Source organism: Brachybacterium sp. p3-SID1565, from assembly GCF_025143785.1.
Taxonomy (GTDB): Bacteria; Actinomycetota; Actinomycetes; order Actinomycetales; family Dermabacteraceae; genus Brachybacterium; species Brachybacterium epidermidis.
Map to the genome: position 1 here is coordinate 1 of NZ_JAMBDS010000052.1, position 22565 is coordinate 22565.

Consider the following 22565-nt stretch of genomic DNA (forward strand, 5'->3'; position numbering starts at 1 on the left):
CCCCCCCCCGCCGGTGGTCATGGCGCCGTGATGGCGCTCCGATGCAGGGCGTCGCTCAGGCGCTCTGATGGAAGGTGCGATCCAGCACGTCCAGCTGCTGCTCGCGGGTGAGCTTCACGAAATTCACGGCGTAGCCGGAGACACGGACCGTGAGGTTCGGGTAGTTCTCCGGGTGCTCCATCGCGTCCACCAGGGTGTCCTTGTTCAGGACGTTGATGTTGGCGTGGAACAGGCCGGACTCCATGTTGTTGGCGGCCCGGTTGGCCTTCATGGACTCCAGGCGCTCGGCGTAGGTCTTGGCAGACATCGGTTTCTCCTCGAGTGGTTGAGTTCGACGGTTGATGATCGGGGTGATCAATTGGTCAGGGTGCAGTCGTCGTCCATCACGAAGCCGGCGTCCAGGATGCCGACCAGGTTCTTGACCTGCTCGTCCTTGGTGCGTCCCAGACCCTGCGGGGTGATGGTGTTGGTGAGCGAGATGCCGTCGAGCGCGTCGTTGTAGTCGAGCTTGCCGACCGACAGCATCGAGGCGACCATCCCGTGGGAGTCCGCGCCGTTCTCCGGGTTCGCACCCGGGGAGAAGGGGGTGCCCTTCTGGTGACCGGAGGGGAAGGAGCCGGTGGCCTTGCCGTACACCACGTTCGAGGTGATGGTCAGGACCGACTGGGTGGGGATGGCATCCCGGTACATCGGGATCTCCTTGATCTTCTGCATCACCGTGTGCACGATCGTCGCGGCGATGTCGTCGGCGCGATCATCGTCGTTGCCGTAGCGGGGGAACTCGCCCTCGGTGATGTAGTCCACGATCAGGCCGGTCTCGTCACGCACCGGGGTGACGGTGGCGTGCTTGATGGCCGACAGGGAGTCCGCCACGATGGACAGGCCCGCGATGCCGCAGCCCATGGTGCGCACGATCTCGCTGTCGTGCAGCGCCATCTCGATCGACTCGTAGGCGTACTTGTCGTGGCTGTAGTGGATGATGTTCAGCGCCTCGACGTAGGTGCCGACCACCCAGTCGAGCATGTGCTCGTACTTCTCCCACACGTCGTCGAAGTCCAGCGGGCCGTCGCCCTGGACGGGCGTGAACTCGCCCTCCTCGGTGACCTGCTTGCCGCTGATCTCGTCGCGACCGCCGTTGATGGCGTACAGCAGAGCCTTGCCGGCGTTGACGCGAGCGCCGAAGAACTGCATCTGCTTGCCGACCCTCATCGGGGAGACGCAGCAGGCGATCGCTGCGTCGTCACCCCAGCGGCCACGGATCTGCTCATCGGACTCGTACTGGATCGAGGAGGTCTCGATCGAGATGGCCGAGCAGAACTCCTTGTAGCCCTCGGGCAGCTTCGGATCCCAGAACACGGTGATGTTCGGCTCCGGGGCCGGCCCCAGGTTGCGCAGGGTCTGAAGCAGGCGGAACGAGGTCTTGGTGACCTGCGAGCGGCCGTCCTCGGTCATGCCGCCGTCCGACCAGGTGGCCCAGTACGGGTCACCGGAGAAGATCTGGTCGTAGTCGATGGTGCGCAGGAACCGCACGATGCGCAGCTTGATCACCAGCGCATCGATGATCTCCTGGGCGTCGGACTCGGTGATCTTCCCGGCCTTGAGGTCGCGCTCGAAGTAGACGTCCAGGAACGCGGAGAGGCGGCCGAGGGACATCGCGGCGCCGTCCTGGCTCTTCACGGAGGCGAGGTAGGCCATGTAGGTCCACTGCACCGCTTCCTGCGCGTTGGCGGCGGGACGCTTGAGGTCCAGACCGTAGATCTCACCCAGGGTGACGAGCTTCTTGAGAGCCTTGATCTGCTCGGAGTGCTCCTCGCGGTAGCGGGCCCAGTGCTCGCTGAAGGGCTGGTCCGCCACGGCGTCCTTGGCGGCCATCTTCTCGGCGATCAGGAAGTCCGCCCCGTACAGGGCGAGACGACGGTAGTCCCCGATGATGCGGCCGCGGCCGTAGGCGTCCGGCAGACCGGTGATGATGTGGCTGGAGCGGGCAGCGCGGATGCGCGGGGTGTAGATGTCGAAGACACCGTCGTTGTGCGTCTTGCGGTACCTCGTGAAGACCTTCTTGATCTCGGGGTCCGGCTCCTTGCCGGCCTCCTTGATCGCGGTCTCGACCATGCGCCAGCCGCCGTTGGGCATCATGGCGCGCTTGAGCGGGACGTCGGTCTGCAAACCGACGATGACGTCGTCCTCGGGGCAGATGTATCCGGCCGGGAACGCATCGATGTCGGCGGGGGTCTTGGTGTCGACGTCGTAGACGCGGCGGCGACGCTCCTCGGAGAGGTAGTTCTTCTCCAGGTGATCCCAGACCTTCAGGGTCTTCTCGGTGGGGCCGGCGAGGAACGAGGCATCACCTTCGTACGGGGTGTAGTTGCGCAGGATGAAGTCGCGCAGATCGATGGACTCCTGCCAGGGACCCGGCTCGAAGCCCTCCCACGCGTCACCTCCTGCAACCGCATCGGTGGGGCGCTCGGTGGTGGCGGACGTCATCTGATCCTCCTCGTGGTGCCGGAGAGCCGGTCGGCGCACGGCCCTCCTGGGTTGACACCACCATAAGGCCAGGTCCTGACACCTCCGAGGCAGAAGGTCCCGGAAAATGGCCCCTGACCTGCGGCGTGGCTCACATGAGACGCCTCACATCCCGGGGTCTGCGAGGGGTCTCAGCGAGCAGTGGCCTGCGTCGCGAACGACGAGACGTCGACTGTCCCGTCAGCAGCCGCGAGCACTGCCGCGTCATGGGTCGCGCAGATGACGATGCCACCGCCGTCCGCATGCTCGCGCAGCAGTTCGATGACCCTCCGGGCGTTGCCGTCGTCGAGCGAGGCCGTGGGCTCATCGGCGAATACGACCCGCGCCCCGTGGACGATGAGCCGAGCGAAAGCCACACGCTGGTACTCACCGCCGCTGAGCTGGAAGACGGGGTCGTTCTTCTGCGTGAGCACACCAACCTGCTCCAGGGCCTCGTCGATTCGACGGGCGGCCTCCTTGCGGGGGATTCCGCTGAGCTGCGGCGACAGCCTGAGGTTCCGCTCCACGGTGTCCTGCTCCACCAGTCCCCTGTTCTGGAACAGGAACCCGAAGGTCGTGCGGTACAGCCGCCGACGCATGGACGGGGAGATCACCTCCTCACCCAGCAGGAGCCGCCCCTGATCCACCCGTTCCAGCAGGCTGAGGCAGTTCAGCAGGGTGGTCTTGCCGCATCCGCTCGGACCGGAGAGGATGGTGAGACTGCCGGCGTCGAAGCGGTGGCTGAATCCCTCCCAGAGGCCGCGGCTGCCGAAGCTCTTGGACAGGTTCTCAGCTGTGAGAGCCACCGTCTTATCAGCCATCTCATCTCTCCTTGACCGAATCGCCGCAGATCCTGCGATCGAACCGGGACACCGTGAAAGCAGCGAGGGTCATCAGCACTCCTAGACAGATCGCCCACAGCACCCAGTCGCTGCCTCGATCAGTGCCACGCAGTGTCACCGCCATTCCCAGCCCGGCCGCCAGGGATGCTCCAGCCAGGCTGAGGAATCGCCAGTGCCGGGACAACCACCTGCGGCCCAGCACGAATGCTGCCAGCAGGCGATCGTGCTGGCGGCGGCACTCAGCCGCTGCCAGCAGCACGACGGAGACGACCGACACGGCGAGAGCGATCAGAACTCGTGTGCCGTTCACCAGCGCTTCGTTCCGCAGCCTTTGGGCGGCCACCAATGCCGATTCCCGTGAGGAAGTTACGTCTGCCACGAGGTCGCGCAGCCCTGCACCGACCCATTGCTCACGCACGACCTCGGCACTCTGCATGAAGGATATCCCTCCACCAGAAATGGCACCGATGGTATTCACGGTCGACAACCAGGGCGAACTCAATGAGTAGTAGTACAGAACCGGATTCGAATACTCGGCAGGACCACCGTGCAAACTTGAGTTCGCCGTGAATGACTCCAGAGTGAACCCATCCTCATAGGTCACGACCCGAACAGTCGGAGGTGCGGGGATATCCGTGCACCCATCACCAGTGACTTCACAGTCGGCGCGAGACTCGAAGCCAGCCCATTCCTGTGCGGTGTGCGTGATCTGATCGCTGTCCATCGCCCGGGATCGCGGAATGGCAACGATCAGCTCTGATTGAGCAACTTCAGGCAGTCCGAACTGCTCCGGTTTCTGGCCGGACAGCGAGAAGAAAGTGTCATTGAGGTGCAGAACACAGTCGCCGCCGAGGCCTGCGGCAGCCATCTCGCACTCATCGTCAGGATCGTTGAGCACAGCGGTTCCGGCCAGTGAGCTCTCGAGGACAAGCTGACGGACACTGGGAGCGGATGCCTGCAGTTCTGGCTCGGCCAGAGCGAACAGGCTCACCGAGGTGACGTCCGGGACGTTCTCCCACTGCTCGCCGACCCGCGCCGAGGAGCGCAACTGGTCAACGACGTTCACCATCACCGGAGTAATCACCAGGGCAGTTCCAGTGAACAGTGCCAGCGCCGCTGCGGAAGCGGCGATGATCGCCTGCTGTGAAGCCACGGAGTGCAACCGTTCCAGCAGCGGCGCAGCCGTGACCTCGCTGACAACGACTGCCGCCGCCATGGCGCTCACGATTCCGCCCCACTGCAGAAGCAGCGTGGCAATCAGCAGAGGAACGAAACCTGTGGCGCGAAGCGCTGAAGGGGAGAAGAATCCCACTGCTGCTATGGCAACCGCTCCGACCACCATCGTCGTTGCCAAAGCCCAGCAGACCAGGGCGAGTCCATCGCGCCCTCGAGCCGCAAGGCGGCGGCGCCCCAAGGTCTGATCGATCGCGGCTGCTGCAACTCGCCGGTTCAGGTGCAGCAGAGTTGTCGAACCGACGGCACAGAGGAAGGCGAGAAAGGTGATCGGCCCAAGAGGTGGCGCCATCCACGGCGGAAGGTCAGTCGCAGTGGTACGGATGGTCGCGATGGTCTCATACCCTTGCTCGTTGAGGCTGCGCACCACTTGCGCCATCTCTGCGATGTCTCCCTGCAGGGTCATCACGCCAGTGGCGGAATCGGGGTACGTGCCCGCGGAAAGCGTTGTGCTGCGGCCCAGGGGAAGCTGCCAGGTGAGCTCTGATCCGGATTCCGTCTCCAACGGCGCGTGAATGATCTCTCCGTGCAGGGAGCTCTCAACAAACTGGGGCCGCAGCTCACGGAACTCCTCAGTGAGCGTTTCCGGTGTGACTCCCGGTGGTGCGCCCCGGATGATGAGCGTCAGCTGAGCACCTCGGGGAAAAGTCGAGTCCGTTTCAACAGCTGAGACAAGGCCTGTGAGCACCGAGGTGATGCTCATCAGAAGCACCACACCGACGACGAGCAGGTCGCAGCGCCATCGCGAGGTGAACCGAGCCAGCCTGGTCTTCACGTTGACCCGGCTGGCTCGGCTCGCGAGGTTATGCACCATAACGATCTGTCAATCTACTTGCAGTATCTCTCGGGGTTCTTGTCTTCGGTACAGACATCACAACAAACCCCTTTGTCCTGTTGGATCCACAAGCCGGTCACCCGACGTGGGATGAAGCTACCAGGAGGGGGGGCGAGGACCGCGCGTCAACGTGATGTTCTTCAACCGTTCACGGTCTCGACACCGTCTCGAGCTTTTGCGAGCACTCCGGGCCTCTGCATCGGGGCGTGTGGGCCCGTCCAGCCGATCGGACCGGCTTCAGCCCCGCTTGTCGATCTCGGCCTTGAGCTCCGCCAGGCGCAGCTCGCTGGTGCCGGTGCGCTCCTCCATCGCCTGGTACGGGCGCTCGGGGTGGCCGGTGTAGATCTGGCGCGGGCGGCCGATCTTGGTGTCCGGGTCGTGGATCATCTCCTGCCACTGCGCGATCCAGCCGGGCAGGCGACCGATCGCGAACAGCACCGTGAACATCTGGGTGGGGAAGCCCATCGCCTTGTAGATGATGCCGGTGTAGAAGTCCACGTTCGGGTACAGCTTGCGCTCGACGAAGTAGTCGTCGTTCAGCGCGATCTCCTCGAGCTTCATCGCCAGTTCCAGGCGCTCGTCGTTGACGCCCAGGCGCTCCAGCACGGTGTCGGCGATGCTCTTGACGATGCGGGCGCGGGGGTCGTAGTTCTTGTACACCCGGTGGCCGAAGCCCATCAGCCGGATGCCGTCCTCCTTGTTCTTCACCTTCTCCATGTAGTCGCGGGGGTCGATGCCCTCGTCGCGGATCAGGTTGAGCATCTCCATCACCGCGGCATTGGCGCCGCCGTGCGCAGGGCCGGACAGCGCGCCGATGCCGGCCGAGATCGAGGTGAACAGGTTGGCCTGGGCCGAGCCCACCAGGCGCACCGCGGAGGTGGAGCAGTTCTGCTCGTGGTCCGCATGCAGGATCAGAAGCTGCTCCATGGCCCGCACCACGGCCGGGTCGGCGATGTACTCCTCGACCGGGAAGCCGAAGGTCAGGCGCAGGAAGTTCTCGATCAGGGAGAGGCGGTTGTCCGGGTACAGCAGCGCGTGGCCCTGCGCGATGCGATGGGCGTAGGCCGCCATCGTGGGCATCTTGGCCAGCAGCCGCACCGAGGACAGCCGCACCTGCTCCTCGTCGAAGGGATCCAGGGAGTCCTGGTAGAAGGTGGACAGCGCGGAGACGCCGGCCTGCAGCACCGCCATCGGGTGGGCATCGCGCGGGTAGTCGTCGAACAGCCGACGGAAGCGCTCGTCCAGCAGGGTGCGGCGCTCCACCTGGGCGGAGAAGTTGTCGAGCTGGCCGCGGGTGGGCAGCTCGCCGTGGATCAGCAGGTAGGCCACCTCGAGGTAGGTGGAGTGCTCGGCGAGTTGCTCGATGGGGTAGCCGCGGTAGCGCAGGATCCCCTCGTCACCGTCGATGTAGGTGATCTCCGAGGTGGTGTTGGCGGTGTTCATGAAACCGGGGTCGTAGGTGACCGCGCCGGTCTCCTTGCGCAGCGGCCCGATCCCGATGCCCGGATTGCCCTCCACGGCGTCGATGCGCGGCAGATCGAGGGTCTTCTCGTCGTAGCTGAGGCGGGCGGGCGTCGTCGCGTGATCCATGGGCTCTCCGTTGTGCGTGGTCGGATCGTTCAGTGGCGCTGCAGGCGCCGGGCGGCAGCGGCGATCCGCTCGTCGGTGGCCGTCAGTGCCACGCGGACGAAGGTCCCGCCTGCTTCACCATAGAACATCCCCGGGGCCACCAGGATCCCCAGACCGGCCAGTGCGCGCACGGACGTGGCGCAGTCCTCGCGGAAGGTGGTCCACAGGTACAGGCCTGCGTCCGATCCGTGGATCTCACCACCGGCGTCGCGCAGTGCGCCGGCGAGCAGTGCGCGACGCGCCCGGTAGGTCTCGCGCTGAGCCGCCACCGCGTCGTCATCGTCCAGGGCTGCGGCCATGGCGGTCTGGATGGGGCCGGGGATCATCATTCCGGCTTGCTTGCGCACCGCCAGCAGCTCCCCCACCAGGGCCGGGTCGCCGGCCACGAAGGCAGCGCGGTAGCCAGCCAGGTTGGACTGCTTGGACAGCGAGTACACGCACAGCAGGCCGCTGAGGCTCCCCTCGTTCACGCGGGGGTCCAGCACCGAGGGCACCTCGTCGACGGTCCACGGCAGCAGGGCGTAGCACTCGTCGGAGGCGACCACGATGCCGCGCTCGCGGGCCCAGCGCACGATCGCGGCGATCTGGTCCGCCTCCAGCACCGCGCCGGTGGGGTTCGAGGGCGAGTTCAGCCACAGCAGCCGGATCCGGGAGGCCAGCGAGGGATCGGGCAGGGCAGCCTCCCCCTCGGCGGCCAGGCGCACCATGTCCACCGGCAGGGGCTGGGCGCCCACCAGGCGGGCTCCGATGTCGTAGGTGGGATAGGCCACGTGCGGGAACGCGACGGCATCCCCGGGGCCGAGGCCGAGCTGGAAGGGCAGGTGCGCCACCAGCTCCTTGGAGCCGATGGTGGGAAGCACGTTCTCCGCGCCCAGGGAGGGCGGGGCAGCCCGGTGCCGGTGCAGGAAGGAGACGATGCCCTCGCGCAGGGCGGGGGTGCCGATGGTGGTGGGGTAGCCGTGGGAGTCGGCCGCATCGGCGAGCGCCTGCTGCACCGAGGCGGGTGTGGGATCCACGGGCGTGCCGACGGAGAGGTCGACCATGCCGTCCGCGTGCGAGGCGGCCAGGTCGCGGGCCTCGGCCAGGGTGTCCCACGGGAATACCGGCAGGCGGGAGGCGAGCGAGGTGCGCGGTGCTGCTCCCACGGGCTCAGGCCAGCGGGTTGGGCTGGGGCGGGAGCGCCTCGATCAGCGGGTGGTCCTTGTCGATCACACCCATCTTCGCCGCGCCGCCGGGCGCGCCGAGCTCGTCGAAGAAGTCGACGTTGGCGTCGTAGTACTCGGCCCACTGGTCCGGGACGTCGTCCTCGTAGAAGATCGCCTCGACCGGGCACACCGGCTCGCAGGCACCGCAGTCCACGCACTCGTCGGGCTGGATGTACAGCATCCGATTGCCCTCGTAGATGCAGTCCACCGGACACTCGTCCACGCACGCCCGATCCTTCACATCGACACAGGGCAGGGCGATGACGTACGTCATGGTGCAGTTCCTTCCGACGGGGACCGTCCCATCATCGCACTGTGAGGCGCGGTAAGGGGAACCGGCGCCCGGCGCGGCGGCTGCGGCGTGACGGGCCGAACATCCCCAGACCCTCGCCGGCGGTGGTCACCGCACCCTTCCCGGCAGTAACCTGCCAGCCTGGAAACGGACGGACCGACCGAGTCGAGAGGATGTCGGAGGCATACGTGATGATGAACGACGGCCACCGCCGCCGCCCGGGATGGGCCCCGTTCCTGGAGCCCGGACGCCGAGTGGTGCTGCGCTACGCGATCGACCGCACCTCCTCGCCGCACGGCGAGTCGATGACCGACGCCCTGGGCACGATCCTGGAGGTCGATCAGAAGGCGGTCGACGTGATGACAAGGCGTGGCCGCGTCACGGTGCCCCGCACCCTAATGGTCGCCTCCAAGGAGGTGCCCCCTCCCCCGCCGCGCCGACAGCCCGTCGCCCAGCCGGAGGGCTGAGGGGTCAGGCCCGCGGCGCTCGCCCTCGACGACGCACCAGGGTGATGACGCCGATCATCACGAACGGCAGCAGTACGCCGATCCCCTGCACGATCCAGCCGGAGTACTGGATCTGGTCGCCGATCGCGGCGGGGAACAGCACGCCGCCGCCCACGCCACGGCCCAGGAAGGGCATCGCCAGCAGTCCCCACAGCGAGCCCACCACCGCCAGCGGCAGTCGCGAGCCGGTGGCCGCGTAGAGGAACACGCAGGCCGTCACCTGGAACACCGCGCCGAACAGCAGTCCGGCGGGCAGCTCGAGGCCACCGATGTCCAGCCGCAGCCGGTGCGTGGTCACCAGCAGCACCACCGACAGGATCGTGAGAACGATCGCCAGTGCCACCTGGGAGAAGCGGGCGGCCAGGGACTGGGTGTCGATCGGCGGGAGCTGCTGTGTCACGGGGCGCTCTCGGTCCGGTCCCTCAGGCGCCGGTCTTGGCACGGGAGCGGGCCCGGGCGCGCTCACCCGCATCCAGGATCACCTTGCGGATGCGCACGATCTGCGGCGTGACCTCGACGCACTCGTCCTCGGCGGCGAACTCGAGGGACTCCTCCAGGGTGAGCCTGCGCGGCGGCACCAGGTTCTCGAAGGAGTCCGCCGAGGCGGCGCGCATGTTCGTCAGCTTCTTCTCCTTGGTGATGTTGACGTCCATGTCCTCGCTGCGGGAGTTCTCCCCCACCACCTGGCCCTCGTAGACCTCGCTGGTGGGCTCCACGAAGAAGGAGCCGCGCTCCTGCAGGTTGATCATCGCGTACGGGGTGACGGCACCGGCGCGGTCGGCCACCAGGGAGCCGGTGCTGCGGAACTCGATGGTGCCCATCCACGGGGCGAAGCCGTCCGCGTAGGAGGAGGCGATGCCGTTGCCGCGGGTCTCGGTGAGGAAGAGGGTGCGGAAGCCGATCAGGCCGCGGGACGGGACGGTGAACTCCATGCGCACCCAGCCGGAGCCGTGGTTGCTCATGGTCTCCATGCGGCCCTTGCGGGCGGCCATCAGCTGGGTGACGGTGCCCAGGTACTCCTCGGGCACGTCGATGGTCATCCGCTCCACGGGCTCCTGGACCACACCGTCGATCTGGCGGGTCAGCACGGTGGGCTTGCCCACGGTGAGCTCGAAGCCCTCGCGACGCATCTGCTCCACCAGGATCGCCAGGGCCAGCTCGCCGCGGCCCTGCACCTCCCAGGCGTCCGGTCGATCGGTGGGCAGCACCCGCAGGGACACGTTGCCCACCAGCTCGGAGGCCAGGCGGTCCTTCACCTGACGGGCGGTGAGCTTGTGGCCCTTGGCGTTCTTGCCGGCGAGCGGGGAGGTGTTGATGCCGATCGTCATGGAGATCGCCGGCTCGTCGATCTCGATCAGCGGCAGGGGGCGGGGATCGTTCGGATCGGCGAGTGTCTCGCCGATCATGATCTGCGGGATGCCTGCCACGGCCACGATGTCGCCGGGGCGGGCAGTGCGGGTCATCGGCTCGCGGGTGAGTCCCTTGGTCTCCAGCAGCTCGGTGACCTTGACGGTGCGGATCTCACCATCGGACTGGCACCACGCCACCTGCTGGCCCTTGGTCAGCTCACCGCTCTTGATGCGCAGCAGGGCCAGGCGGCCCAGGAACGGGGAGGCGTCGAGGTTGGTGACGTGGGCCTGCAGCGGCACCTCGTCGTCATAGGTGGGAGCGGGGATCGACTCCAGGATGGTGGCGAACAGCGCCTCCACCGTGGTCTCCTCCGGGAGGGTCCCGTCGACCGGCTTGGTCAGCGAGGCCCGGCCGGCCTTGCCGGAGGCGTACACCACCGGCATGTCCAGCACCGAGTCGAGGTCGAGGTCCTCGACCTCCTCGGCGACATCGGAGGCCAGACCCAGCAGCAGGTCGGTGGTCTCGCCCACGACCTCGTCGATGCGGGCGTCGGGCCGGTCGACCTTGTTGACCACCAGGATCACGGGGAGCTTGGCGGCCAGGGCCTTGCGCAGCACGAAGCGGGTCTGCGGCAGGGGGCCCTCGGAGGCGTCCACCAACAGCACCACGCCGTCCACCATGGACAGGCCGCGCTCCACCTCGCCGCCGAAGTCGGCGTGGCCGGGGGTGTCGATCACGTTGATGGTGATGCCGCCGGGCTCGCCGGCTTCCGCGGCCGAGGGGCCGGTGTAGCGGATCGCCGTGTTCTTGGCGAGGATCGTGATGCCCTTCTCGCGCTCCAGCTCACCGGAGTCCATCGCCCGCTCGTCGTGCTTGTCGTGGTCGCTGAAGGCGCCGCCCTGGGTGAGCATGGCGTCGACCAGGGTCGTCTTGCCGTGGTCGACGTGGGCGACGATCGCGACGTTGCGCAGGTCGGTGCGGTGGCGAAGTGTCATACGGGTGAGTGCTCGTTTCGAGTCGCAAGGTGGGGCGCAGCAACTGGCGCGCCCCGGGCCGTGGCGATTCTACAAGTGCTCAGGCCCGGGGGCGCGCGATGGTCGTGGAGGACACGTCGGCGATGCGCCGGGTCAGACCACGCCGCCGGTGGTGTACGGGTCCTCGCCCTCCGACGCGATGGGGCCGCGGACGGCCTGCTCCTGCTCGTCCTCGCTGACCATGCTGTCGGTGGTGGGGGCTTGCGCCTCCTCGAGGTCGCCGAGGATCCGCGATCCCGCCAGCTCGATGCTGCGGCCGGGAATGGCGTCCAGCAGACGTCGGGTGTACTCCTGCTGCGGGTCGGTGAAGACCTGCTCGGTGGGCGCGTGCTCGACGACCCGGCCCTGCTCCATCACCAGCACGTCATCGGCGATCTGGCGCACCACCGCGAGGTCGTGCGTGATGAAGATGTAGGACAGCCCCAGTTCGCTCTGCAGATCGTTGAGCAGTTCGAGCACCTGGGCCTGCACCAGCACGTCGAGGGCGGACACGGCCTCGTCGCACACCACCACTTCCGGCTCCAGGGCCAGCGCGCGGGCGATGGCCACACGCTGCCGCTGACCGCCGGAGAGTTCATTGGGGTAGCGGTCCATCACCCCGGTGGGCAGCGCCACCTTGTCCAGCAGGTCCCGCACCCGGGCCACCCGTTCGCGCCGGGTCCCGATGCCGTGCAGGCGCAGCGGCTCCTCCACGGTGCGGAAGATCGAGTACGTGGGATCGATGGTGCCGTAGGGGTTCTGGAAGATGGGCTGGACGCGGCGCCGCAGCTCGAACAGCTCCTTGGAGGACATCTGCGCCAGATCGCGCCCGTCGAACCGCACCTGGCCGGAGGTGGGCTCCAGGAGCTTCAGCACCATCTGCGCGACGGTCGACTTGCCGGAGCCGGACTCGCCGACGATCGCGGTGGTGGTGCCGCGACGCAGCCGGAAGGAGACGTCGTCGACCGCGGTGAACGGGGTGGGCTTCTCCCACGGTGCGCGACCGCGGATCGAGAACACGCGCGTGAGGTTCTCCGCCACGATCACGTCGTCGCCGTCGTCGTGCCGTCCAGGCAGGGGGTCACGGGCCCGGGCCGCCTTCTCGGCGTCCTGGCGCGTGCGGGCGCGCTCACGCTGGGAGACCAGGCGCCGGCTGGACAGGGACGGGGCCGCTGCGATCAGGCGCTGGGTGTACGCGTGCTGCGGGTCCTGCAGCAGCTGCAGGGCGGGACCGGACTCCACCACGTGACCGCGGTACATCACCACCAGATGCTGGGCGCGCTCGGCGGCCAGGCCCAGGTCGTGGGTGATCAGCAGCACGGCCACGTCGAGGCTGTCGGTGAGGTGGTCCAGGTGGTCCAGGATCTGCCGCTGCACGGTGACGTCGAGCGCGCTGGTGGGCTCGTCGGCGATCAGCAGGGAGGGGCGCGCCGCGAGCCCCATGGCGATCAGCGCCCGCTGGCGCATGCCTCCGGAGAACTCGTGGGGGAACTGGTTGGCGCGGCGCTCGGGGTCGGGCAGCCCTGCCTCGGCGAGCAGCTCGACGACGCGACGGTCCGCCTCCTTCCCCTTGGCGATGCCGTTGGCGACCAGGGCCTCCTTGATCTGGAATCCCACCCGCCACAGGGGGTTGAGGTTGCTCATCGGGTCCTGGGGAACCAGGCCGATCTCACTGCCGCGCAGGGCGAGGATCTGCTTGCGGTCGGCCGCGGCGATGTCGGTGCCCTGGAATTCGATCCGACCCCCGGTGATGGCGCCGTTGCGCGGCAGCAGCTGGGAGATCGCCATGGCGGTGGTGGACTTGCCCGAGCCCGACTCGCCCACGATGGCGACCGTCTGCCCCGGGTAGACGGTGAGGTTGGCACCGCGCACCGCGGGCACGGGTCCCGCGGAGGTGGTGAAGGTGACGTCGAGGTCCTGGATGTCCAGCAGCGGGGTCGATGCGTGGTCATGTCCGCTGCTGGAGGCCTGGCCGTCGCGGAGCTCGCCGTCGCGGAGCTCGGGGTTCGGGTCCTCCCGGAAGGAGATCCTGCCGGTCTGTGTCATCGCTTCTTCGCCTTCGGGTCGAGGACGTCGCGCACCGCATCACCCATCATGATGAAGCTGAGCACGGTGATGGCCAGCGCACCGGCCGGGTAGAACAGCAGCGTGGGGCGGTCGCGCAGGGCGGACTGGGCCTTGGAGATGTCCACCCCCCAGGAGACGGTGGAGTCGGGCAGGCCCACACCCAGGAACGACAGGGTGGCCTCCACCACGATGTAGACCCCGAGGTTCACGGTGGCGGTCACGATCACCGGGGCGACCGCATTGGGCAGGATGTGCTTGACCAGGTTGGTGGTGCGGCCGGCGCCCAGAGCGGTGGCGGCGGTGACGAACTCGGCGTTCTTCACGCTCATCACGCTCGAGCGGGCGATGCGCGCGATCGAGGTCCACCCGAACACCACCATCACCGACACCAGCAGCACCACCCCGGCGTGCTCGCGGAACAGCTGCATGACCACGATGGCGCCCAGCACCAGCGGGATCGCGAAGAAGATGTCGGTGACGCGGGAGAGGATCGAATCGAACCAGCCGCCGAAGTAGCCGGCGATCGCGCCGATGGCGCCGCCCAGCAGCACCACCCCGATGGTGGTGAGGACTCCGACGCTGACGGAGGCCCGGGCACCGTGGATGACCCGGGCGTACACGTCGCAGCCCTGCTGGTCGAAGCCGAACGGATGCCCGGCCTGCGGCCCGCCGTAGCTGTTGCGCAGCTCGCAGAACTTCGGGTCGTTGTCGGTGAACAGCCCGGGCAGCAGGGCCACCAGCAGGATGAACGCGATCATGATGCCGGCGATGATGAAGATGGGGTTGCGGATGAGCGAGTGCCAGGCCTCGCCCCACAGCGAACGAGGCTCGGCCTCGGTGTCGACGGCGTCGACCGCGCGCAGCGGCACCTCGTTCGAGGGCGCGACGTAGTGGTGCTGCCCGGGGAGGGTGTCAGGACTTCGAGACATAGCGGATCCTCGGGTCGAGAAGGGCGTACAGGATGTCGACGATCAGGTTCGCGATGACGAACACCGTCACCAGCAGGGTCACGATCGTGACGACCTTCGTGTTCTCGCCGGCTCTGATGGCGTCCCACAGGTGGAAGCCGATGCCGGGGATGTTGAAGATGGACTCGGTGACGATGGCGCCGCCCATCAGCATGCCCAGATCGATGCCGATGTACGTGATCACCGGGATCAGGGAGTTGCGCAGCACGTGGGCGGAGACCACGCGGTGGCGCGGGAGGCCCTTGGCGGTGGCGGTGCGCACGTGGTCCTGAGCGGCGACCTCCGCGACCTGGGTGCGGGTCAGACGCAGCACGTAGGCGAAGGACACCGCGCCCAGCACCATCCCGGGAACCAGGAGGTTCTCCCAGCTGGGGTCGCGGCCGACGTTGACCGGCATCACCCGCAGCTGGACGCCCAGCACGAACTGCGCCACGAAGCCCAGCACGAAGGTGGGAACCGCGATCACCAGCAGCGAGAGCATCAGGAAGGTGGTGTCGATCCAGGTGCCCTTGCGCAGGCCGGAGATCACGCCGGCGGCGATGCCGAGCACGGCCTCGAAGACGATGGCGATGATCGCCAGGCGGATGGTGATGGGGAACGCGTCGGCCAGCTGCCCGCTGATCGACTGGCCGCGGAAGGTGGATCCCAGGTCACCCTGGAAGATGTTCGCCAGGTACAGGAAGTACTGCACCAGGAACGGCTTGTCGAGGTTGAACTCCTCGCGCAGACGGGCCTGCGCGGCCTCCGGGAGCGGCTTGTCGCCTCCCAGAGCGGCGATCGGATCGCCGGGCATGAAGAACACCATGAAGTACACGAGGAGTGTGGCGCCGAAGAAGACCGGGATCATCTGCAGCACGCGACGAAGCACGTACCAGGTCATACTGCACTTCCCAAGGGGGTAGGGGACGGGACGGGCACGGCACGGGGCGGGGACCCAGGGCGCAGCCGTCGGCCGCGCGCCCGTGCCCCCGCCCGTGCGTGATCAGGCCTGCTTGGTGATCTGATGGTAGATCGGCTGGGAGTCCCAGCCGAAGACGACGTTCTCCACCGTCTCGGCGTAGCCGCCGGCGACGTTGTTGAACCACAGCGGGATCGACGGGAGGTCCTGGAACAGGATCTCCTGCGCCTTCTGGCCGAGGGTGTACGACTCCTCCTCGTCCGTGGCGGACAGGCCCGCCAGCAGCGCCTCGTCGAACTCGGGGTTCTTGTAGTCGGCGTCGTTGGAGCCCTGGCCGTCGGCCGCGGCCGAGGTGTAGAGCGGGCCCAGGAAGTTGTACATCGAGGGGTAGTCGGCCTGCCAGCCGGTGCGGAACGCGCCCTCGATGGTGCGGGCGGTGACGTCGTCGCGCAGGGACTTGAAGTCCGGGTAGGAGTTGCCGGCAGCCTCGATGCCCAGCACGTTGCGGATCGAGTTGCAGACCGCGTCCACCCACTCCTGGTGCCCGCCGTCGGCGTTGTAGGAGAGGCTGAAGGAGCCCTCGAAGGGCTGGATGGCCTCGGCCTCGTCCCACAGCTTCTTCGCCTCGGCCTCGTCGAACTCGAGCACCTCGTTGCCGGGGATGGAATCCGAGTAGCCGTTGACCACGGGGGTGGTGAAGTCGGTGGCGGCGGTGCGGGTGCCGCCGTAGATCGCCTCGCAGATCTCCGGGCGGTTGATGGCGCGGGAGATGGCCTTGCGGCGCAGCGTCCCGGCCTCCCCGGAGAAGTTGGGGTCGTCCACGTGGATGGTGATGGTCGCGTTGCCCGCCGCGGGCTGGTTGACCGCCCGCTCCCCCAGCTCGCTCTCGAAGCTCGACAGGGCGCTGGGCGGGATCGCGTCGATGACGTCGAGGCCGCCGGAGAGCAGGTCGTTGTAGGCGGTCTCCTGGTCCTGGTAGAAGACGAAGTCCAGGCCGCCGTTCTCGGGCTTGCGCGGACCGTTGTAGTCCGGGTTCACCTCGAGCTCGGCGTTCTGGTTGTGGTTCCAGGCCACCAGCTTGTACGGGCCGTTGCCGATCGGCTCCTCGCCGAAGGCCTCGGGGTCATCGAAGAAGGCCTGGGGCAGGGGCGAGTAGGCGGTGTAGCCCAGGCGGGTCGGGAAGTCCGACTGGGGCGAGGAGAGCTTCACGGTGAAGGTGCGGTCGTCGACCACCTCGAGACCGCTGAGGGTGGCGGAGGCATCGGCGTCCTTCCCGGAGATGTCGGCGTAGCCGTCGATCGACTCGAAGAAGTACGAGGAGTACTGGCCGTTCGCACCGTTGGCGCCGTAGTTCCAGGCGTCCACGAAGTTCTGCGCCGTGACCGGGTCGCCGTTGGTGAAGGTCCAGCCGTCGGCGATCGTGATGGTGTAGTTCTGGCTGTCGTCGGTCTCGATGGACTCCGCCATCTCGTTCTGCGGGGTCCCCTCGGCGTCGTAGTACACCAGGCCGGAGAAGAGGTTCTGCAGGATCTTGCCGCCGCCCACCTCGTTGGTGTTGGTGGTGTGCAGCGGGTTCTGCGGCTCGGTGCCGTTGATCATGACGATGGCGCCGGTGTCGCCGCCGCCCCCGTTGTCACTGCCGTTGCCGCCGCCACCGTTGCCGCCGTCATCGCCGCCGCACGCGGCGAGGGTGAGGGCCGCGGTGCCGGACGCGGCGGTGCCGAGGATCATCGAACGTCGCGAAATGGCCATGCAAGCCTCCTGTGAGGTTCAGTGGTGTGCGTGATGGGCGTCAGTGCCCCATCCGTTTCCTGCTCCGGGCGGCGCTTCTTGGCGCCGCCCGGGGTTTGCAACAGTCTGCACCCGTCCGGAACGATAGCGCGCCATCTCCGGTAACGGTTGTGTTGCGGTTGGGCTGCCGGGGACCTCCGTCCCCGGTCAGAGCGTGCATTCCGTCTGGCGTCAGCCCCGTTGTCGGCGCTCACGCCTGCTTGGTGATCTGGTAGTAGATCGGCTGCGAGCCCCAGTTGAACTCGACGTTGTCGACCGTATCCGCATAGCCCGCCGACACGCTGCTGAACCACAGTGGGATCCCCGGCAGGTCGCGCAGCAGCAGCTCCTGCGCCTGCTGGCCGATCCGCAGGGACTCCTCCTCACTGGTCGCGCTGAGCCCCTCCTGCAGCATCTCGTCGAACTCGGGGTTCATGTAGTCCCAGTTGTTCGAGCCCCGCCCCTCGGCCGCGGCGCTGGAGTACAGCGGGCCGAGGAAGTTGTACATCGAGGGGTAGTCGGCGACCCAGCTGCTGCGGAACGCCCCCGTGATGGTGCGGCCGGTGGTCGCCTCGCGCAGCGACTTGAAGTCGGGGAAGGAGTTGCCCTGGGCCTCGATTCCCAGCACGTTCTTCAGACCGTTGCAGATCGCCTCGACCCACTCCTGATGGCTGCCGTCGGCGTTGTAGGAGAGTGTGAACGGTCCCTGGAAGGGCTGGATCGCCTCTGCCTCCTCCCACAGGCGCTTGGCCTCGGCCTCGTCGTACTGCAGCACCTCGTTGCCGGGGATGGACTCGGAGTGCCCGGCCACCGCCGGTGAGATGAAGTCGGTGGAGGGCGAGGTGGTGCCGTGGAAGATCGTGTCGCAGATCGTCTGACGGTCGATCGCGCGGGAGATCGCCTGGCGGCGCAGCATGCCTGCCTCCCCCGTGAAGTCGGGATCCTCCATGTGGATCCCGAAGAAGGCGATCGTGGCCGCGGGCTTGCTGACGGCGCGGTCCCCGAGCTCGTCCTGGTACGAGGAGCGGGCGCTGGCCGGGATGGTGTCGATCACATCCAGACCGCCGGAGAGCATGTCGTTGTAGGCCGTCTCGGGGTCCTGATAGACCACGAAGTCGAGGCCCCCGTTGGCCGGCTTGCGCGGGCCGCTGTAGTCGGGGTTGACCTCCAGCAGCGCGTTCTGGTTCTGGTTCCACTCCACCAGGCGGTACGGCCCGTTGCCGATGGGGGCCTGGCCGAAGCCCTCCGGATCATCGAAGTAGGCCTGCGGCAGGGGCGAGTAGGCGATGTAACCCAGCCGGATTGGGAAGTCGGACTGCGGGGACACCAGCGTGACCTCGAAGGTGAGGTCGTCCACCACGGTGAGACCGCTCATCGTCGCCGAAGGGTCCGCGTCCTCGGCGGAGACGTCCGCGTACCCCTCGATGGACTCGAAGAAATAGGAATTGACCTGACCGTTGGCGCCGTTGGCACCGTGGTTCCAGGCGTCGACGAAGCTCTGCGCGGTGACAGGGTCGCCGTTGGTGAAGGTCCACCCGTCCTTGATCGTGATCGTGTAGTGCTGGCTGTCCTCCGTCTCGACGGACTCCGCCATCTCCTCCTGAGCAGCACCCTCGGCGTCGTAGCTGAACAGCCCCGAGTAGAGGTTCACCAGGATGTTGATCCCGCCCATCTCGATCGAGTTGGTGGTGACTAGGGGGTTCTGCGGCTCGGTGTTGTTGAGCGTGACCACCGCGTCGGCTGAGCCGCCTCCGTCCGAGCCCCCGGCGCCCCCGGCACCCCCACCCCCGCCGTCATCTCCGCCGCACGCGGCGAGCGCCACGGTGGCGGTTCCCGCCAGAGTCGTGGACTGGATGATGGTGCGACGGCGAATGTTCATCGCTTCTCCTTCGAGGGCAACGAGCTGGATGTACAGAAGAACTGAGATGAACAATGTCGTACCGGTGACCACCGAGTGTGCGCCGCACCACTTCGTGATGAACTTGTTACCGTCGGCAGGTGTCCTCGGCGAAGGTTTCTTGGTTGCCCCTGCACGCAGGGGGCCGCGCTGCCGGCCCGGTGCTCAGCACCGCTGCGTCGACCTCTTCGGGCCCTGCACGCCACAATGGGGCCATGACTGCCACACCGAACCCTGCGCCCTCCGCCACCGACGCCCCCGTCGATCCCACCACCACCGCGGCCTGGGAAGCCCTCGAGGCCCATGACCAGTCCCTCACCGCCTCGCTGCGCGAGTGGTTCGAGGCCGATCCGCAGCGCGCAGAGCGCTTCACCCGCACCGCGGCCGATCTGCACGTGGACCTGTCCAAGAACCTCATCACCGCCGAGACCCTCGCACTGCTGCTGGACCTGGCGCGCGAGGTGGGCCTGGAGGAGCGCCGCGATGCGATGTTCGCCGGCGCGCACATCAACACCACCGAGGACCGTGCCGTGCTGCACACGGCGCTGCGCCGGCCCGAGGGCACCGAGCCCGCCCTGGAGGTGGACGGCCAGGAGGTGGACGCCGACGTGCACGAGACCCTTCGCCGGGTGTACGAGTTCGCGGACCAGGTGCGCTCCGGGGAGTGGACCGGTGTGACCGGCAAGCGCATCGAGACCGTGGTCAACATCGGCATCGGCGGCAGTGACCTGGGACCGGTGATGGTCTACGAGGCGCTGAAGCCGCTGGCCCAGGAGGGCCTTGCCGCTCGCTTCATCTCCAACATCGACCCCACCGACGCCCATGCCACCACCGCGGACCTCGATCCCGAGACCACCCTGGTGATCGTGGCCTCCAAGACCTTCACCACCCTGGAGACCATCACCAACGCGCGACTGGTGCGGGAGTGGCTGCTGGGCGGGCTGCGTGCGCAGGGCCTGGAGGAGGGCCGCGAGGCGGAGGCGGTGCGCCGCCACTTCGTGGCCGTCTCCACCGCCCTGGACAAGGTGGAGGAGTTCGGCATCGACCCCGCCAACGCCTTCGGCTTCTGGAACTGGGTGGGCGGCCGCTACAGCGTGGACTCCGCGATCGGCACCGTGCTGGCGACCGTGCTGGGACCGGGCGCCTTCGAGGAGCTGCTGGCCGGCTTCCACGCCGTGGACGAGCACTTCCGCACCGCCCCGCTCGAGGACAACGTGCCCGTGCTGATGGGCATGCTCAACGTGTGGAACGTGAACTTCCAGGGCGCCGAGACCCACGCGGTGCTGCCGTACTCCCAGTACCTGCACCGCTTCCCCGCCTACCTGCAGCAGCTGACGATGGAGTCCAACGGCAAGTCGGTGCGCTGGGACGGCTCGCTGGTCTCCTACGACACCGGCGAGGTGTTCTGGGGCGAGCCCGGCACTAACGGGCAGCATGCCTTCTACCAGCTGCTCCACCAGGGCACCCGGCTCATCCCGGCGGACTTCATCGCCTTCGCCACCCCGGACCACCCGCTGGCCGACGGCGAGCAGGACGTCCACGAGCTGTTCCTGGCGAACTTCTTCGCCCAGACCAAGGCCCTGGCCTTCGGCAAGACCGCCGAGGAGGTACGCGCCGAGGGCACCGAGGGAGCACTGGTCGCGGCCCGCGAGTTCTCCGGCGACCGGCCCACCACCTCGATCATGGCGCCGAAGCTGAGCCCCTCGGTGCTGGGCCAGCTGATCGCGCTGTACGAGCACATCACCTTCGTGCAGGGCGTGGTGTGGGGCATCAACTCCTTTGACCAGTGGGGGGTGGAGCTGGGCAAGCAGCTGGCCAAGGGCCTGGCCCCCGCGGTGGCCGGTGACGAGGAGGCGATCGGGGCCGAGGATTCCTCGACCGCCGCGCTGATCCGCTACTACCGCGAGCACCGCGCACAGGGCTGACCGGGCGAGCCGACGGCGGGGGCTCCCCCAGCCCCTCCCGTCGGCTGCGCAGCGACCCTTCAGGTGGACGGCCGGTGAAGGACCGATCACGGTTCGGCCCGACTCTCGGCAACCGACGGCAATCGGGTGGCGGTCCGGGACCTCGGTCCCACCATGGGCCTGTGCCGTGCATCACGGCGCACCCCTGCGGGGCACACCGCAGGGGGCCCCGCAACGCTGTCAAGGAGGACCGCGATGTCCCGCACGCCTGCCACCACCTCCCGACTGTCCCGTCGTGGTTTCGCCCTGGGCGGCACCGCCGCTCTCGCTGCCGGCACGCTGGCCGCGTGCAATCCGGGCGGCTCCACCACGAACGAGGGCGGGGGCGACCCCGTCGAGCAGCAGGACCCGGCCGATCTGGCCGGCAAGACGCTCTCCTACCTGTACTTCACCGACGGGCCCGACGAGCAGGCCACCCGCGATCTGATCGCGGCGTTCGAGAAGGAGTACGACGTCACCGTCGAGCTGGAGATCGTTCCCTTCAGCGACATCACCACCACCCTGCAGGCCCGCCTCTCCGGTGGGCAGGCCCCGGACGTCGCCCGGGTGGCAGCCACCGCCCCCTTCGCCGGTGACCTGCTGGTGCTGGACGACTTCCTGGGCGCCGAGTACCTGGAGGAGTTCTCCGAGGGCGCGTGGGCATGACCGATGCCGACGGCAAGATCGTGGCGATCGCCTCGGACCTCACCCAGAACGGCCCCTTCGTCAACACCGACCTGTTCGAGAAGGCCGGCGTGGAGGTCCCCGAGTCTTGGACCTGGGAGGAGATGGTCACCATCGCCAAGGAGGTCCAGGAGAAGGCCGGCACCGAGTTCGCCTTCGCGATGGACAAGTCCGGCCACCGCCTGTCCACGATCCTCTCCCAGGGCGGCACGTACCTGGTGCAGGAGGAGGAGAGCTCCCTGGACCCGGCCGCGGCCACCACCGCGCTGCAGCCGTTGGTGGACATGATCAACGACGGCTCCTCCCCCAAGGACTTCTGGCTGGACTCCGGCACCAAGTACGCGGGTGCCAACGAGGTGTTCCTCGCCCAGCAGGTGCCGGTGTACCTCTCGGGCAACTGGCAGGTCGCCCAGTTCGAGGCCAATGCCGAGTTCGGCTGGACGACGGTGCCGAACCCCTCCCTGAGCTCCGGAGGCGGCTTCCCCGGCGGCAAGTTCATGGTGGGCTTCTCCGAGGGACCGGAGAACCAGCTGGCCGCCACCTTCCTGCAGTTCATGAACACCACGCAGTCGCAGGAGTCGTTCATCACGGCCTCCTCCTTCATGCCCACCCGGGCCGACCTCACCGAGTCCGGGGTCGAGTACCCGGTGCGCAACGAGGAGATGAACGTGTTCATCGACGATCTGGGCGAGACGCCGGAGGAGACATTCGCCGCCGCCTACTCCCCCAACTTCGACGCCGCCGCCCAGGAGTTCATCAAGCAGTTCGCCGAGGTGGTGGCCGGCAACAAGGAGCTGGCCCAGGCCATGGAGGATCTCAAGGCCGGCATCGACTCCGTCGTGGAGCAGGCCGGATGACTGCGGCCGCGGGGCCCCCCCCCCCCCCGCCGGGGCCCCCCCCGCGCCTCCGGCCCTGCTCAGGGCTGGAGGCG

Annotated in this window: 18 protein-coding genes; 4 read left to right on the top strand and 14 right to left on the bottom strand. The window is 67.8% G+C overall.

Features of this window, described 5'->3' with window-relative positions:
* Positions 1-55 precede the first annotated feature (55 nt).
* The 7 genes from grcA2 to fdxA all read right to left on the bottom strand — a co-directional run bounded on the left by grcA2 (position 56) and on the right by fdxA (position 8520).
* A complete protein-coding gene (gene grcA2 / locus M4D54_RS11390) occupies positions 56-307 on the bottom strand; it encodes an autonomous glycyl radical cofactor GrcA2 (RefSeq protein WP_193866150.1) in 252 nt (83 codons plus the stop codon).
* Between the two features lie 47 nt (positions 308-354).
* A complete protein-coding gene (locus M4D54_RS11395) occupies positions 355-2484 on the bottom strand; it encodes a pyruvate formate lyase family protein (protein ID WP_259891557.1) in 2130 nt (709 codons plus the stop codon).
* 170 nt (positions 2485-2654) lie between these two features.
* A complete protein-coding gene (locus M4D54_RS11400; RefSeq protein ID WP_193866148.1) occupies positions 2655-3323 on the bottom strand; it encodes an ATP-binding cassette domain-containing protein in 669 nt (222 codons plus the stop codon).
* Position 3324: 1 nt separating this feature from the next.
* Entirely contained in the window at positions 3325-5280 is a 1956-nt protein-coding gene (locus tag M4D54_RS11405; RefSeq protein WP_259891558.1) for a hypothetical protein, read from the bottom strand.
* Between the two features lie 369 nt (positions 5281-5649).
* Positions 5650-7002, bottom strand: coding sequence for a citrate synthase (locus M4D54_RS11410; protein WP_193866146.1), 1353 nt, complete (start codon positions 7000-7002; stop codon positions 5650-5652).
* A gap of 29 nt (positions 7003-7031) precedes the next feature.
* The gene (gene dapC / locus M4D54_RS11415) at positions 7032-8186 is read right to left on the bottom strand and encodes a succinyldiaminopimelate transaminase (protein ID WP_193866145.1); all 1155 of its coding nucleotides are present in this window, start codon (positions 8184-8186) and stop codon (positions 7032-7034) included.
* A 4-nt stretch (positions 8187-8190) separates the two neighbouring features.
* Positions 8191-8520 (bottom strand): ferredoxin, encoded by a 330-nt coding sequence (fdxA, locus tag M4D54_RS11420; protein WP_193866144.1) that lies wholly within the window; start codon positions 8518-8520, stop codon positions 8191-8193.
* Positions 8521-8711: 191 nt separating this feature from the next.
* Here fdxA and M4D54_RS11425 point away from each other — a divergent pair, with 191 nt between their 5' ends.
* Positions 8712-9005, top strand: a complete 294-nt coding sequence (locus M4D54_RS11425; protein ID WP_228019523.1) for an acetyltransferase — start codon at positions 8712-8714, stop codon at positions 9003-9005.
* A 4-nt stretch (positions 9006-9009) separates the two neighbouring features.
* Here the strand turns inward: M4D54_RS11425 and M4D54_RS11430 are convergent, their stop codons facing one another.
* From M4D54_RS11430 to M4D54_RS11460, 7 genes are all read right to left on the bottom strand, one after another.
* The gene (locus M4D54_RS11430) at positions 9010-9444 is read right to left on the bottom strand and encodes a hypothetical protein (protein ID WP_259891559.1); all 435 of its coding nucleotides are present in this window, start codon (positions 9442-9444) and stop codon (positions 9010-9012) included.
* A 22-nt stretch (positions 9445-9466) separates the two neighbouring features.
* Positions 9467-11389, bottom strand: coding sequence for a translational GTPase TypA (gene typA, locus M4D54_RS11435; protein ID WP_259891561.1), 1923 nt, complete (start codon positions 11387-11389; stop codon positions 9467-9469).
* Between the two features lie 132 nt (positions 11390-11521).
* On the bottom strand, positions 11522-13453 hold the full coding sequence (locus M4D54_RS11440; protein WP_228019512.1) for an ABC transporter ATP-binding protein: 1932 nt from the start codon (positions 13451-13453) through the stop codon (positions 11522-11524).
* Positions 13450-14403, bottom strand: coding sequence for an ABC transporter permease (locus tag M4D54_RS11445; protein WP_193866142.1), 954 nt, complete (start codon positions 14401-14403; stop codon positions 13450-13452). The genes M4D54_RS11440 and M4D54_RS11445 overlap by 4 nt, the downstream gene beginning before the upstream one ends.
* Entirely contained in the window at positions 14387-15322 is a 936-nt protein-coding gene (locus M4D54_RS11450) for an ABC transporter permease (RefSeq protein WP_193866141.1), read from the bottom strand. Before M4D54_RS11450 ends, M4D54_RS11445 begins: the two co-directional genes overlap by 17 nt.
* Before the next feature lie 102 nt (positions 15323-15424).
* Entirely contained in the window at positions 15425-17092 is a 1668-nt protein-coding gene (locus M4D54_RS11455; protein WP_193866140.1) for an ABC transporter substrate-binding protein, read from the bottom strand.
* Between the two features lie 229 nt (positions 17093-17321).
* Complete coding sequence (locus tag M4D54_RS11460; RefSeq protein ID WP_259891565.1) at positions 17322-18989, bottom strand: ABC transporter substrate-binding protein; 1668 nt, start codon at positions 18987-18989, stop codon at positions 17322-17324.
* 233 nt (positions 18990-19222) lie between these two features.
* Here M4D54_RS11460 and pgi point away from each other — a divergent pair, with 233 nt between their 5' ends.
* The 3 genes from pgi (at position 19223) to M4D54_RS11475 (ending at position 22491) form a co-directional block, all read left to right on the top strand.
* The gene (gene pgi, locus M4D54_RS11465) at positions 19223-20932 is read left to right on the top strand and encodes a glucose-6-phosphate isomerase (protein WP_259891566.1); all 1710 of its coding nucleotides are present in this window, start codon (positions 19223-19225) and stop codon (positions 20930-20932) included.
* Between the two features lie 234 nt (positions 20933-21166).
* Complete coding sequence (locus tag M4D54_RS11470; RefSeq protein ID WP_259891568.1) at positions 21167-21616, top strand: extracellular solute-binding protein; 450 nt, start codon at positions 21167-21169, stop codon at positions 21614-21616.
* Positions 21613-22491 carry an ABC transporter substrate-binding protein gene (locus M4D54_RS11475; RefSeq protein ID WP_193866137.1) on the top strand — a complete coding sequence of 293 codons (879 nt, stop codon included), beginning with the start codon at positions 21613-21615 and terminating at the stop codon, positions 22489-22491. The genes M4D54_RS11470 and M4D54_RS11475 overlap by 4 nt, the downstream gene beginning before the upstream one ends.
* The last annotated feature ends 74 nt before the right edge of the window (positions 22492-22565 follow it).

Bases quoted from the DNA above. Each gene is read 5' to 3' on its own strand.
- M4D54_RS11475 (WP_193866137.1), top strand. From the start codon at position 21,613: ATGACCGATGCCGACGGCAAGATCGTGGCGATCGCCTCGGACCTCACC.
- M4D54_RS11425 (WP_228019523.1), top strand. From the start codon at position 8,712: ATGTCGGAGGCATACGTGATGATGAACGACGGCCACCGCCGCCGCCCG.
- M4D54_RS11405 (WP_259891558.1), bottom strand. From the start codon at position 5,280: ATGAGCATCACCTCGGTGCTCACAGGCCTTGTCTCAGCTGTTGAAACG.
- typA (WP_259891561.1), bottom strand. From the start codon at position 11,389: ATGACACTTCGCCACCGCACCGACCTGCGCAACGTCGCGATCGTCGCC.
- fdxA (WP_193866144.1), bottom strand. From the start codon at position 8,520: ATGACGTACGTCATCGCCCTGCCCTGTGTCGATGTGAAGGATCGGGCG.
- M4D54_RS11445 (WP_193866142.1), bottom strand. From the start codon at position 14,403: ATGTCTCGAAGTCCTGACACCCTCCCCGGGCAGCACCACTACGTCGCG.
- grcA2 (WP_193866150.1), bottom strand. From the start codon at position 307: ATGTCTGCCAAGACCTACGCCGAGCGCCTGGAGTCCATGAAGGCCAAC.
- M4D54_RS11460 (WP_259891565.1), bottom strand. From the start codon at position 18,989: ATGAACATTCGCCGTCGCACCATCATCCAGTCCACGACTCTGGCGGGA.
- M4D54_RS11455 (WP_193866140.1), bottom strand. From the start codon at position 17,092: ATGGCCATTTCGCGACGTTCGATGATCCTCGGCACCGCCGCGTCCGGC.
- M4D54_RS11470 (WP_259891568.1), top strand. From the start codon at position 21,167: ATGTCCCGCACGCCTGCCACCACCTCCCGACTGTCCCGTCGTGGTTTC.
- M4D54_RS11440 (WP_228019512.1), bottom strand. From the start codon at position 13,453: ATGACACAGACCGGCAGGATCTCCTTCCGGGAGGACCCGAACCCCGAG.
- M4D54_RS11395 (WP_259891557.1), bottom strand. From the start codon at position 2,484: ATGACGTCCGCCACCACCGAGCGCCCCACCGATGCGGTTGCAGGAGGT.
- M4D54_RS11410 (WP_193866146.1), bottom strand. From the start codon at position 7,002: ATGGATCACGCGACGACGCCCGCCCGCCTCAGCTACGACGAGAAGACC.
- M4D54_RS11450 (WP_193866141.1), bottom strand. From the start codon at position 15,322: ATGACCTGGTACGTGCTTCGTCGCGTGCTGCAGATGATCCCGGTCTTC.
- M4D54_RS11400 (WP_193866148.1), bottom strand. From the start codon at position 3,323: ATGGCTGATAAGACGGTGGCTCTCACAGCTGAGAACCTGTCCAAGAGC.
- pgi (WP_259891566.1), top strand. From the start codon at position 19,223: ATGACTGCCACACCGAACCCTGCGCCCTCCGCCACCGACGCCCCCGTC.